This is a genomic window from Amycolatopsis bullii (assembly GCF_014654205.1).
In the GTDB taxonomy this organism is placed as follows: Bacteria; Actinomycetota; Actinomycetes; order Mycobacteriales; family Pseudonocardiaceae; genus Amycolatopsis; species Amycolatopsis plumensis.
On the sequence record NZ_BNAW01000008.1, the window covers coordinates 145998 to 158369 of the forward strand.

At 60.2% G+C, this 12372-nt stretch carries 11 protein-coding genes and 1 tRNA gene; 10 read left to right on the plus strand and 2 right to left on the minus strand.

From position 1 onward, the window contains the following. The first annotated feature begins 56 nt into the window (after window positions 1-56). The 7 genes from IE317_RS13425 to IE317_RS13455 all read left to right on the plus strand — a co-directional run bounded on the left by IE317_RS13425 (window position 57) and on the right by IE317_RS13455 (window position 8312). Window positions 57-884, plus strand: coding sequence for a Scr1 family TA system antitoxin-like transcriptional regulator (locus IE317_RS13425; protein WP_191309826.1), 828 nt, complete (start codon window positions 57-59; stop codon window positions 882-884). Further along, window positions 881-1138 carry a hypothetical protein gene (locus tag IE317_RS13430; protein ID WP_191309828.1) on the plus strand — a complete coding sequence of 86 codons (258 nt, stop codon included), beginning with the start codon at window positions 881-883 and terminating at the stop codon, window positions 1136-1138. Before IE317_RS13425 ends, IE317_RS13430 begins: the two co-directional genes overlap by 4 nt. A gap of 981 nt (window positions 1139-2119) precedes the next feature. Continuing rightward, complete coding sequence (locus tag IE317_RS13435) at window positions 2120-4501, plus strand: AAA family ATPase (protein ID WP_191309830.1); 2382 nt, start codon at window positions 2120-2122, stop codon at window positions 4499-4501. 56 nt (window positions 4502-4557) lie between these two features. Next, complete coding sequence (locus tag IE317_RS13440) at window positions 4558-5097, plus strand: hypothetical protein (RefSeq protein ID WP_191309831.1); 540 nt, start codon at window positions 4558-4560, stop codon at window positions 5095-5097. A gap of 362 nt (window positions 5098-5459) precedes the next feature. Continuing rightward, on the plus strand, window positions 5460-6422 hold the full coding sequence (locus IE317_RS13445; RefSeq protein ID WP_191309832.1) for a hypothetical protein: 963 nt from the start codon (window positions 5460-5462) through the stop codon (window positions 6420-6422). A 370-nt stretch (window positions 6423-6792) separates the two neighbouring features. Then, window positions 6793-7257: a hypothetical protein gene (locus tag IE317_RS13450; protein WP_229902690.1), complete on the plus strand. Its 465-nt coding sequence runs from the start codon at window positions 6793-6795 to the stop codon at window positions 7255-7257. Next, window positions 7254-8312: a tyrosine-type recombinase/integrase gene (locus IE317_RS13455; RefSeq protein WP_191309834.1), complete on the plus strand. Its 1059-nt coding sequence runs from the start codon at window positions 7254-7256 to the stop codon at window positions 8310-8312. Before IE317_RS13450 ends, IE317_RS13455 begins: the two co-directional genes overlap by 4 nt. Before the next feature lie 36 nt (window positions 8313-8348). Here the strand turns inward: IE317_RS13455 and IE317_RS13460 are convergent, their stop codons facing one another. Then, window positions 8349-8756 carry a hypothetical protein gene (locus IE317_RS13460; protein ID WP_191309836.1) on the minus strand — a complete coding sequence of 136 codons (408 nt, stop codon included), beginning with the start codon at window positions 8754-8756 and terminating at the stop codon, window positions 8349-8351. Between the two features lie 558 nt (window positions 8757-9314). Between IE317_RS13460 and IE317_RS13465 the strand changes: the two genes are divergently transcribed. After that, complete coding sequence (locus IE317_RS13465) at window positions 9315-10019, plus strand: toll/interleukin-1 receptor domain-containing protein (protein WP_415306468.1); 705 nt, start codon at window positions 9315-9317, stop codon at window positions 10017-10019. Window positions 10020-10418: 399 nt separating this feature from the next. After that, a tRNA-Thr gene (locus tag IE317_RS13470) sits at window positions 10419-10523 on the plus strand. A 124-nt stretch (window positions 10524-10647) separates the two neighbouring features. On the opposite strand, the gene IE317_RS13475 is transcribed toward IE317_RS13470, so the two are convergent. After that, window positions 10648-11130, minus strand: coding sequence for a hypothetical protein (locus IE317_RS13475; RefSeq protein WP_191309840.1), 483 nt, complete (start codon window positions 11128-11130; stop codon window positions 10648-10650). A gap of 375 nt (window positions 11131-11505) precedes the next feature. Between IE317_RS13475 and IE317_RS13480 the strand changes: the two genes are divergently transcribed. Then, window positions 11506-11925 carry a histone-like nucleoid-structuring protein Lsr2 gene (locus IE317_RS13480; protein WP_191309841.1) on the plus strand — a complete coding sequence of 140 codons (420 nt, stop codon included), beginning with the start codon at window positions 11506-11508 and terminating at the stop codon, window positions 11923-11925. The last annotated feature ends 447 nt before the right edge of the window (window positions 11926-12372 follow it).

Genomic DNA, 12372 nt, shown 5'->3' on the forward strand with positions numbered 1-12372 from the left:
ATCCGCAGCTCACGCGCGCATTCCTGCCACTCACAGCCCTCAGCAAGGACTCGAAGATGCCCAAGCCGACCATCCGCCCGCCCGCGACTGTTGCCGTCAGCAGCAGCCTGCGCGACGCCCGCAAGCGCCGCGGAATCGGCCTGCGGAGGCTGGCCGAGAAGATCGGTGTTCATCCCGCAACGCTCTCGGCCTGGGAACTGGGCATCAAAGTCGCGCCGGCGACGGCCGTGGCCTGGATCCTCGGATACCTCCGGGTCGAGTCGGCAGAGTACGACCGGGTGATGGCACTCGCCCCGCACGCTGGCGATGCGAACCTGGTCGATCAGTCTGACCCACAGCTAGGGCACCTGCTGTGGACATACGAACAGCTCTCTAGCGACGTCCTGGAGTGGGCACCGTTGTGCGTTCCCGACCTACTTCAGACGCGGACGTATGCCGAGCGAGTCCTCGCCGAGACAGTGATGCAGGAGGATCGCAGGGACATGAAACTGCTGAGCCGCCAGGTTCGCCAGCAGGCGTTCGACGACGGGGACCGTCGCTACGTCTTCCTGATCGGTGACAAGGCACTTCACGGCATAGCCAGCTTGCACAACGAGCAGATCACACACCTTCGCGCGACGGCGCAGCTCAAGCACGTGACTGTCCGGATTGTGCCGTCAACGGAGACCGCGCTGAACTCGATCGGCGCCTTTACGCTCTTCGAGGATCGATCCGATCCGATCGCCGTGGTGCTCACGCACCACCACTGCAACAGTTATCTGACGGACCGGACGATGCTAAGCCGTTACCACGACACAGCAAGGGCACTGCTGCGGCGCGCGTTCGGTGAGCCGGCGAGCAACTCCGCCTTGAGCGCACCTACGCTGATTGAGACGACGCAGTGACCGCGGCGATCTATATCGATCCGCTCGTGATTCAGCCTGTAATCGACGGCGAGTGGCATCGGGTGCGCCTGACCGAGATTCCGACACCGGGGCAGGTCATCACGATGCTCTGCGGAGCATTTGGCGCCGCGGAGTTCCACCTGTCCGACGAACGCCGACGACACCAGATCCCCCGGCAGTGCGAAAGCTGCGACGTCATCGATCGACGTCAACGCGGCATCCCCCTTCGAGGGGATCGGACTGGTCGTCGTTGATGCGTTCGACCACACTCTGTAGCGAGACGCTGGGTTCGGCGAACTTGACCGCCGATGTGACTCGGCAGACCCTGTTGCGATCGTGAATTCGGCACTTGCGGAGTCCATGGGTGACGGCTGTGACGAGCCGAATTGCACCCCGTCACAGCCGTCACTGGCGACATATGCGCAGGTCAGCCTGCTTCGCAGGCGTCACAGCAGGTGAGACGGATCGCGCTAAGTCGTGACAACGAATACGTGACGTGTCTCTAGGCAGTGACTTGGGCTGCGTTGACTTACCGTCGCAGGTTGGTCGCGAACAGTCACAAGAATCGGCGTGGCGTTAGCGGCATAACGCAGACAACGGCAGAGGCCGCGCTATCCATTGAACAGGGCGACTGGCGACGTCGGTCGTCCCTGCATGCAGCCAGTTCCCGGCGAGGGCTGACTCGCGAGAGATCTCTGATTCACTCCGCCAGGTTCGCTTCCAACCAGGCCACTCGGCATAGCCGACGCGTGCCCCGCTGCAACACGTCCGGCGACCGCCCGCAGGCTCAATGGACCCCCTACCGCCCTGGTTAGCTGCTGCCAAGCGGCTGGTCGCAACGACCCCTTGGTGACGTCGAGTCCCGCCCTTGACTGCTGAAGCGCTGAGCGCGAACAGCTCCTCGCCGTGCATCAGAGACTTCGAGCATCCCAACGCAGTGGGATTGCTCCTCGTCGATGCATGCAAACGACGCGGATCGTCAGCGGGGGTTGTGTGTGGGTATCGCCAGCACCTAGCACCTTCGAGGACCGACAGGCCGAGCGATTGACAACGGTCGGACACCGACAACTCGACGACTCTGTGGGCCATCATCTGACTACAGGCTGTTGACGTCGTGTGCTTCTGCCGGATCTTTCCCTCGTTGGGGCGAGTCGAGGGGCCAATCGACGCAGTTCGCAGTAAAGTGGCTCCGTAAGGCGTCTGGGCCGCCTACGGCTCGATGAAAGGGAGGTCCTGTGCGACTTGCTCGGGTGTACGTTCGATTTTTCAAGTCGTTTAACTTCGACTATGAGCGACGCGCCAAAGAAAACGCTCAACGTCATGACTGGGAGCAGTTGGAGGAGGGCTGGTATCCGCATGTTCGCTTGAATGTGGATCCAGAGGTTACAGCAGTAGTTGGTGCAAACGAGTCTGGAAAGAGTCATCTGCTTGATGCAATCGAATGCATTGTCGGAGTAAAGAGTGTTCGGCGCAGCGATTTCTGTCGCCACTCCCAGCTCTACTCGATAGAGACCCATGAGATCAGGCTTCCTGATGTGGGCGCAGAATTCATCATCTCATCGCAGTCGGAAGCTAGCACGCTTGCTGAAATTGGAGTAAGCGCTAGTCCTGGGCAAAAATTTCTCTTCATGCGCCCAGGTGCCGGCAGGCCTTTCGTTAGCCTGGGTAACGAAAGGGTCGAACTTGACGGCGATGAACTGAAGATCGTTGAGGATATTTTTCCTCGCGTAATTCGATTATCGACGAAAGTCGCGATACCTGACAGTGTGCCGATCTCGACGCTTTGGGGTGGCAGCAGTGGCGCTCTGGGTGACCGGCGAACACGAAGTCGATTCATTGACATGGCTGAAACCGTTCGGGCGTCGGATGTCAACGAGTTCGGCCCGTTCGTTCCAAAGTTTCTTGAGTTCTTCTTGCCGCGTGAAACCGCTGTTGATTCTGCAAAGAAGCAGAAAGAACGAGATGAACCTGAGTTGGCAAGAAAACTGCTAGTAGACGTTGCTCGTGTCGACCCGGAGATCTTCAAAGATCTCCAGGAAGCCATCTCTGCTGGAAACGAAGGCGATGTGAGTGGCCTGGTCGGGAAGATAAATCAGTCTTTGAGTCGTCATCTGAACCTATCCCGTTGGTGGACTCAAGATAATGATTTCGCACTGCGGGTTTCGCCTCGTGAGCGCGAATTGGTTTTCACCATTCAGGACAGAACTGAAAGTGAGTACTCATTCGCTGAGCGCAGTCGAGGGCTGACGCACTTCTTGGCGTATTTTGTACAGTTGCGCGCGCATCGCCGAGACCCCGCTCGATCTGAAATTCTCTTGATGGATGAGCCGGACGCGTATCTATCTAACGCCGGGCAGCAAGATTTGTTGCGCGTTCTGGAAAATTTCGCTGTTTCTGACAACGGCGTACGGCGAGATCAAGTAGTGTATGTCACACATTCGCCTTTTCTGATAAACAAGAATGCAGCTCACCGTCTTCGTGTTCTCGATAAGGGGTCTCAGGAAGAGGGGACCAGGGTCGTAAAAGACGTCGCGCGTACGCACTATGAACCACTGCGCTCCTCTCTCGGGGCCTACGTTGCTGAGACTACTTTCATAAGTGGAAAGAACCTAATTGTCGAGGGTGTTGCGGATCAGGTGCTGCTGGCTGGAATGTCAAACGCGCTTCGCGCTGGGGGGTATCCCTCGACTAGTCTCCTCGATCTGAACGAAGTTACAATTGTTCCAGCGGGGAGTGCGGATAGTGTGCCTTACATAGCTTACCTTGCGCGAGGGCGCGATCCAATGAAGCCGCCTTGTGTTGCATTGCTTGACGGGGACAAGGATGGTGAGCGAGCTGCTGAAAAGTTGCGAAGAAGCGACGTTAACAGAAGGCCGGTGCTCGATCAAAAATACATTGTGCGATTGGGCTTATGGGCCACTTCCCAGAGTCCGAAAATTATCGGCGCTTCGAACTCTGGAAAGATCGTCGAAATTGAAGACTTGATTCCGCCTCGCATCGCTATTTTCGCCGCCCGTCGCTATGCGGTCCAAGTGATTGGCTGTGACGTGGAAGCGTCTGAGGCGCTTAAGGAAGTTGATTTGAAGGCAAGGGTCGAGTCATCCAGCCGGCCACTCTGGGATGAACTACGCGAGCTATTTTCGGTCAAGATGAACGGCGAAACTATAGATAAAGTGGGTTTCGCGAGGGAAGTAGTCGCATATGTTGAAGGACTAGATCGCGACGAGCCGCGCCCGGTTGGAGTCCCTGCCCTGGAGGAGAACTTCGCTACGTTGCTCGGGGAGCTAACTTCTCTTCTCGATTCGGCTGCTATTGAGGAAGCAGAGCGTCGTCGCTCCAAGCGAATGGGTCGTGTAATTCGAAGCTTCATTGAAGACTATCAAGAGGGCGCGACACGATCTCTGGCCGATGCGCGCCTGCGAGAAATAGAAGCAGCCCTTGCTGATATTGCATCTCACGACGTTGTTCGGCAAAAGATCGCAAGTATCCGGCGTGACTTTTATCTTCGACAAGAGCCGAATAAACCTATTGAGGACTATGTGAACTTCACGGATAGGTTGCGAGGATTGCTCCTTCAGGAGCGATTGGCAAGTCAAAGTTCAGATGATGGTGAATGACAGTCAAGTATTGACGCAGTGACCATTGGTTCGCTAAGTCATGATAAGATGAGTTCATGTGGGATTGGTTGCAACCGACATTGTCTGCACTTAGCCCGGTGGCCACGGGCACGGTGGTCTGGATTGCTGGGCGAGAAGGCCGAAAGAGTGCTTCACGCGAAGCTGATTTGGATCGGACCGCGGCTCGTAGTCTGCATATCCTTGAAAGAAGGACCGAAGCTTACCAGCGGGTGCTGCAGATTGGATTTGACTTACAGGATGATCTTAGGGCTGCTGGCAACGAGTTAATTTTTGGTGATGCTGCAAATATTTCGATGAAGCATCAAGAGAAGTGGCCTGAAGCTCGTGCGATATGCAGAACGGTCGGGAGTTTATCTATCGTTTCGGCATTCAAAGAGTGGCACAGCAACTACACTCGTGCGGCTGAGGAGTTGAGCCGCGCCATCACTACGGGAATTCGTACTGCTCGTGGTCTTCCTGTTAACTCCGGTCAGGAGGATCATTGGGACAAATTCAAGAAGCATATGGAGGCTGCCAACCAGTGCTTCGAGCGCTTGCAGGATCGCATGAATGCTGAACTTGGGATCGACGAATAGGCAACGACTCGCCTCGGTCGCGGTCAGGGCCAACTGGCGATGCGGGTATGGCTTGCACGGTACGTTACAGAAAGTACGCCAGTGTGACATGGGTTCACGCTCGGCTCTGCTTTGATGGTGTCGATCGTTTCGATGGGCTGCTACGGGAGCGGCTGTGTACCTCCTAGTGTGTGACGATAAAGTCCAACGATGAAGGTCACTATAGCAACTATTGCTACCGTTCCCGGCGATCGTGGCGACACCCATCGCGTGCGCAGGCCAAATACCCGCCGATGTCAGAACAATGCAAGTCAGGCGCGAACCGGCGGTTTGTTTGTTCTATTTGTATCCGAACGAGCTCTTTCTTTGATTAGCGAGGCGATATGAGCGAAGATTCAGGTTACAACCTAAGCGAAGAGCAGATTCTTGAAGCGCTGAACTCATCTGGTTTTATTTTCGAGCAACGTGTATCAAAAAGGCTGGAAGAGTGTGGAATATCAAATCGCACTGGCGTTTCCTATTTAGATCCGGATGAGGGAAAATCTAGAGAGATCGATATTGTCGGTAGTTTTGGTATTGCGCTTGACTCTGCAGAAGGTCTTACTCATATTGATTTGGATCTAATAATCGAATGCAAAAGCACAATGCAGCCGCACGTAGTCTTTGTTCGGCCCTGGGGTCCGGGCGATATGGCTCCTCCATTTGAGGTAAACTTTGAGAAGATTGACGAAGCGACCTCGAAATCCGCGAAGAAGAAAAAGTATAGTGATTCTTCGGTCAGGCCGTTCCATGGATCCTGGATGTCTTTCGGATTATTGTCAGCATGGCTTCCGTGTAGACTAGATCAAATTCAAAGAGGCGTTCAGTTGGTGCGAGTCGAACGTGCGGCCAAGAAATTTGTGGCAAGAAATGCACTTTTTGAGATGTGTATGCCGCCAGTGAAAGCTATGTTGGATCGGCGATCGCGAGCTAGCGGGGATGCGATCTATTTCCCAGCGTGTGTAGTTGCGGGGCCGATATATACTACTAGTATTAAGGGTCCCGATGAGCCTATTTTGAATAAAACTAAGTTTTGCTGCGTGCAATTCGAAAATAGCTCAAGCTGGGCAGCTGATAGCAACGGTATCCACACTGTTGATCTGGTCTCGTATGATCATATCGCTGAGTGGGTAGACCATGTGAAGAATGTATCTATCTCGATTGCCAAGAAGACTTTGCAAGGATTGGAAGAATACTCATCGGCAGTAAGTCGGTGGCGCTCTCCGGAAGACGCTGCAAAGGCCAAGCGGATGCGAGACCAGACTGTAGAATCCGACCACGAACTCACGGAAAAAGATGGGGACTAAGATTCGGGCGATGTCAAGGTCGCAGATTCCGAAAGTGGAAGGAGCAGTAGATCCTCTGAGGTTCGCAGCCTCACCTTCCGCGTCAGTGGGCGACTGTGGCTACCGCACAACGTCGTCATAACCTTGAGTCTGAACCTGTGGTAGTTGCTTGCTCAAACGCGTACTCGCTTAGGTATCTAGTCTCTTAGAGGCTAAGGGTTGTTTCTATCGAGCAAGATCGTCCTCGGACACAAATACGTGGGAGATCTCCCAAAGCACAGAGTAACTGGCCCGCCACGGCGGGTCTTTCTCGCGTTCAGCTCCCGTCGATCTCGGCTACGCTGATCTTGACCGCGCCCTCCCCTCGCGCAGTACGTCGGGGAGGTGTCGCATGACCCGCATCCCTTCCTTGGCCGTGCCTGGCCGGATCACGGCACCTGACCCGGAACGCGTGGCTTCATTGCCTGTGCCGATGGGCTTGCCGCCGTTGCGGGATCTCCATGCGGCGGATGGTCCGCGGCTGTCGATCGCGCTGATGGACGGGGGAGGGCGGCTGCAGGATCGCGGCGCCGTCGCCGTCCTCGGCTGGAGCCCGGGGGACCGCCTGCTGATCACCCTTGTCCGAACCTCGGTGGTGATCCGCCGGCGCCCGGACGGGGTGTTCGTCATGCCCCATAAGCCCTACGTGGCGCTCCCGGCTCCGGTGCGCCGCGGCTGCGGAGCCCTGGCGGGCAGCCGCCTGTTGCTGGTCGCCGACCCCGTCCACGACGTGCTCATCGTGCATCCGGAAGCCGCCGTGCAGGCGATGCTGCGCACCTTTCACACGTCGCTGGCCGCTTCCGAGGAGACCGCATGACCGCCACCACCGAAGACCTTGAAGCCGCGAGGCTGCTGCTGTCACGCCTCGGCGTGGATCCCGCCGACCTCATCGGGGACACAACTGCCGACAATTCCGACGACGAGCGCCCGCCGATGCCGACGCTGGGCGAATGGATCCACGTCGTCGCGGGCCTCGTGTCGCCGAGCACGGCCAGTTCCTACGGGTCGTACTGGAAGAAGGCCGACGCAGCGTGGGGCGAACGGCCGATGGACACGATCACGGCCAGCGAGATCAAAGCGATGGCCGAGCACGTCCGCAGCACCGCTCGCGTCCGCCGCAACTCCCGCGGCGGCCGCAACGCGGCCGAGAACTTCGTCGCCGCCATGCGCTGCCTCTACAAGCACCTGGTCAACGACGGACGCCTCGACGAGCGCGCCAACCCGGCCATGCGGGTCACCAAACCCAGGCGCAACGCCTCGACCCGGCGAGCCCTTGGGTCCGAGCGGGTCGGCGAGCTCAACGACATCGTTTCCAGCACCGGCGACGACCCGGAGCTGGACGCGCTGATCTGTCGGCTGCACGAGGAGAGCGCCTGCCGACGTGGCGGTGCACTCGCCTTGCGCCGCCGCGATCTGGACCAGACGCAGTGCACGATCCTGCTGCGGGAGAAGGGCGAGACCGAACGCTGGCAACCGGTCTCGCCGACCCTGATGCGGCACCTCGTCGCCCACTTCGACGAACGCGGCGACGGCGACGCGGAGAGTCAGCTGCTGCGCTACGCCAACGGCAATCCGATCACCAAGCGTCGCTACGACTACATCTTCGGCCGTGTCCAGAAGGAATTGGACTGGGCCAGAGCGTTGCAGGTCAGTGCCCACTGGCTGCGCCACACCACGCTGACCTGGGTCGAACGTAACTTCGGCATCGGCGTCGCTCGCGCCTACGCCGGACACGCCGAGTCCGGTAGCGACCTGACAACCACCACCTACGTCAAGGCCGACATCACTGAAGTCGCCGAAGCCCTGGCCGCACTCACCGGGGAACCACACCCCCTGGCGCCGGTCCGCGCGCTGAGGGCCACTACGGCGTGATTCATGGCGGGCGCGGTCGCGCAGGCCGCGCCCGCCTCAGTTCTCGTGTGCGGTCCTATCCGGGATGTCGACGAGGTTGTCGTGGAATGTGGTGACCATTGTGTACAACACGTGCTGCGGATAGACGACCAGCAAGTCATGCTCCAGCAGGGCAGCGAGAAGCACCTGATCCTCAGCCCGGATGCGGCACCGCGCCCGCATCCGAGCCGGCAAGGTCAAACTCATCCTCGGCGGAATCGACGTACCCGACGGCTTCTCGCTCGGCGCTACGACGAGCAGACCCGAGGACACCGAGAGCCGCAGCGGCAGGCCCGGGGCCCAGCGCAGCCGCTCCAGGGGGACTCGTGCGGCGACCACTCCGTTCATGCCGACCCGGACCAGGCTGAACGCGACCGACCCACGCTCCACTGCGGGGCCGAGATCGGCAACCGGCAGGGGAATCACGGGTTCGGTAGCATGCCTCCGCTCCGGTAGGAGCAGTGAAGCGACAATCCTGTTGCCCGCTCCCTCCGATTTCAAGCACGGAACCGCTTTGGCCGCGTGGGCGGCGACAGCCATTGGGTCTTCGCCGGCTCGACGTTCCCGATCGTGTGACATGAACTGTCCCCAGAACTCTCGCGCGGGGAGGGCGAGGCGGAGCAGCGTCCGACGGCGTCATAGCGCGGAGCTGACCAATTTCGAGTCTAGTCGTGATTGCCCCAACCGTGAATCTGAGCGTCGGAGCGACGTGAGTGGGCGTCAGCGCGACCCGCCGACCAGGGTGTCTGCACCCGGTGGGATTCGAAACTGCGGCTCCCGCTTTTGTGATCATGTCTCTCGTCGATCATCGAGGCTGATCGACATGCGCCTCGACCAGCTAATTCAGTAGCAACGGCGAAGGCTGGTGCGGGTTATCGGCGGCCGTCTCGCGATCATCCGGCGTCGATTCCATCACGGAAAACATCAGGCGGCAAAGCTGCGAAGTGACGTAGGTATGTCGGATGGCGCCTCTACTATGGACGTATGGCGCAATGCACAGCACCGTCCCGAGGCCATCGCACCGCGAGCGGGGCCGCGAACTGCCCAGCGTGTAGCAGCCGGGGAAGGTCGTCCTACCGCTCGTCCTACTCCTACTCGTCGCCCCGTCCGTCTTACGGCGCTGGCGGCGGGTCGAGCTACGGCAGCTCGTCGGGCGGTAGCGGAGGCTCCCGTCGGACCAGGACCGGCAGGTCGGTGTCCTACACGCCGACGGAGTGGCGCACCGTCGAGCCTTTCACCCAGAAGGCCAGCGAGCAGGCTCAAGCACATCCGGAACGCCGCGACCTCTTCTTGTGCCATGCTTGGCCAGACCGAGAAGGTAGCGCGAAGGAGCTGCACGCCCACTTGAAGTCGAACGGTGCGTCGGTGTGGTTTAGCGAGGAGGACCTGCCTCTCGGCTCGCTCATGATCCGCGAGATCGACAAGGGACTACGGAACTCCCGCGTTGGCATCGTGCTGGTCACGCCCGCGCTGCTCAAGAGCATTAACGACGAGGGCGTAGCGGAGAAGGAACTCGCCGTGTTGCTCTCCACTCGGCGCGTCATTCCCGTCTTACATGGGGTGGGCTTCAACGACCTCAACGACGTCAGCCCGATGTTGGCCTCGCACGCTGGGCTGAGCACCTCGGAGTCGTCGCTCGACGTTGTTGCAGCCAAGGTCGCTGCCGCTGCTGCCGCGCTCGCGGACTGAGGTCAGCCGAGCCTGCATGAGCAGGCGAGCCCCGTTTGCCGCGAGAAGTGCTGATCCTCGCCGACCGGCAGACCGGGGATAGGGCCGTGCTGCGGTTGCAGAATGAGATACGGGCCCGAAAGGATTCCAGCCTGCGACACCCGCTTTAGGAGAGTGGGTGACGGCGCCGCCCAAGGCCTCTACCAGTCACTATAGCCTCACAGTTGCCCTTCGTGACCCCATCAGTCACACGGTTGAGCACGAGTTCGGGTCATGGAATGGGTCATGGATCCAACCTGGTCCTGTGATGCGCATCACTGATAGGCCCGGGCGTGTCTACGATGGGCTACTCCGTATAGTTACCCTCTTCGTGGCAAGTCAGCCTCCCGGCTGACGCTCCCGTGATCTAGGTTCAACTTGGGAGATGTCTGGCTCGTGGGGAGGCTGAAGCCCCTCAAATTTCGTATTCAAGAGCATCTGTCTTGTAAACAGAAGGTCAGGGGTTCGAGCCCCTTGCCGGCTCCGGAAAGTGCTTCTGACCTGCGGATTTAAGGCTATCCTCATTAACTTGCAGATTGCAGATGTGCCCGGATGTGCCCGAGACTTCACCTCGTGATCGGCCGGAGAGCGGCTGAGACGGCCGAGGGCCTTACTGATGCCAGTGCGTCGCTTGCGAGACGGCGTTGAACATGCGGGTCTCCGTGGCTGCGACAGACGCATCAGCGAAGGCCGCGGCCTGGTGCTGCACGTGAAGGACGTCAGCGAACTCGGTCCAGGTGATCCACGCTGCGGAACGCTCGAGGCGTCGTGGAGGTGGGTAAGGGCCCACGGGGGCGCGCGAGCCGGGCGTAGACGGCGTCGAGTGCTGGTCGATCGCGTCGGTCATGGTGATGCGACCGTGACTGGCTACGCGCGCCGGTGGCGGGGCGCCGAGAATGAGCAGCAGAAGCGGTATGCGGGCGCCGGCCAGGGGAGTGACCGTGGGATATTCGCGAGTGAGCTGCTCGACCTGGAAGGAACTGGCGCGTAGCCGCTTTGCCTCGAGTGAGACCCGTCTGGACTGCCCGTGCAGCAGCGCGTCGGGCTGCACCAGGACCGGGGCGGCTTTGCCGACGCCCTGGGCGTTGAGCACGACTTCGGGCAGGACTCGATCGTGGTCGTTTCCGCATCGTGGGCGGCGCGGGCCGTCGTGGTCCTGGCGTCGTGGGCGGCGGCCAGGACGGCGCCGAGGAGTCGATTGTGCGGCGGGTGGTCAAATGCGGTTAGCACTTCGGCGGTGAGGACTTTCTCCTGGCCGCGGCCGCCGTGCCGGTAGTTGCGGGTGGCTGAGTCTTCCCACGAGGTCTCGGTCAGCAGGCGACCGAGGATGGTGTCTGCAGGTCCGGCGACGGTTGAGTCGTGTCGCACCGACTGGTCGGTCGGTGACGCTTAAGGTTTGCGCGGACTTCAGGGCCTGCGCCGCACCACGGCATGGGTCTGCTGTGGACACGAGCGAAAGGGCGTTGTGATGGCACAGAAGGTGCGCGTGGAGGTTCTCGATGACATCGATGGCAGCGAGGCCTCCGAAACGGTGGTGTTCGCCTTGGACGGTGTCTCCTATGAGATCGACCTTTCGGAGGAGAATGCCGAGGCGTTGCGCGGAGAGTTCGCGCGCTATGTGCAGGCGGGGCGTCGAGTCGGTGGCCGGCGCGTCCGGACCGCGCTTGGTCAGGCAGCCGGCGCTGGTAGCCGGTCCCCAGGGGCGGAGGGGGGCAACTCACGCGAGTACAACCAGGCGGTCCGCGAGTGGGCTGCGGCCAACGGCCACAACGTAGCGGAACGGGGCCGCTTGTCCAGTGACCTGATCGCCGCGTACGAGGCCGCCCAGTCCACGCCAGTGGAGGTTGCCGCGGCGAAGCCGGCGCGGGAGCGCGCGTCGCGGAAATAGGGCCCTGGGTTCGCGTGATCGAGGGGGTGGACGGGACTGGAGGACGTCGATGGTCGTTGACGCTGACACTGCCCGGCTGGTCGAGCCTGCCGGCGGGCTGGTGATCAGGCCACGGGGCCGCCGTTGAGTGCATCTGCCGATCCCACCAGCTGACGCATCAGCTCCGGACCGCGGAACTCCTGACCCACCCCATGGACCACCACATGTGCAGACACAGGTCCGCCCCTAGTTCCAGCACACCCGACGGTGACCCATTCCCGTCGTCACACCCAGCGACCGCGTTACGCCAAGGCACTCTTGCCGCTGACCGCGCGCGACTCAACGCGCGCTCATGCCGACGAGCGAACTTCCGTTGTGGGGTGTGGATTCGCAGGCCGCCGTCAGCGCAGGTGACGGCTGCCTGAGCGGGGCGACCGTCGGCCAAGTGCGCAACGACCGCACCGTAAA

What these genes read in the sequence shown, in the direction of transcription:
- IE317_RS13425 (WP_191309826.1), top strand. Translation starts at nt 57, where the DNA reads ATGCCCAAGCCGACCATCCGCCCGCCCGCGACTGTTGCCGTCAGCAGC.
- IE317_RS13440 (WP_191309831.1), top strand. Translation starts at nt 4,558, where the DNA reads ATGTGGGATTGGTTGCAACCGACATTGTCTGCACTTAGCCCGGTGGCC.
- IE317_RS13445 (WP_191309832.1), top strand. Translation starts at nt 5,460, where the DNA reads ATGAGCGAAGATTCAGGTTACAACCTAAGCGAAGAGCAGATTCTTGAA.
- IE317_RS13450 (WP_229902690.1), top strand. Translation starts at nt 6,793, where the DNA reads ATGACCCGCATCCCTTCCTTGGCCGTGCCTGGCCGGATCACGGCACCT.
- IE317_RS13455 (WP_191309834.1), top strand. Translation starts at nt 7,254, where the DNA reads ATGACCGCCACCACCGAAGACCTTGAAGCCGCGAGGCTGCTGCTGTCA.
- IE317_RS13465 (WP_415306468.1), top strand. Translation starts at nt 9,315, where the DNA reads ATGGCGCAATGCACAGCACCGTCCCGAGGCCATCGCACCGCGAGCGGG.
- IE317_RS13480 (WP_191309841.1), top strand. Translation starts at nt 11,506, where the DNA reads ATGGCACAGAAGGTGCGCGTGGAGGTTCTCGATGACATCGATGGCAGC.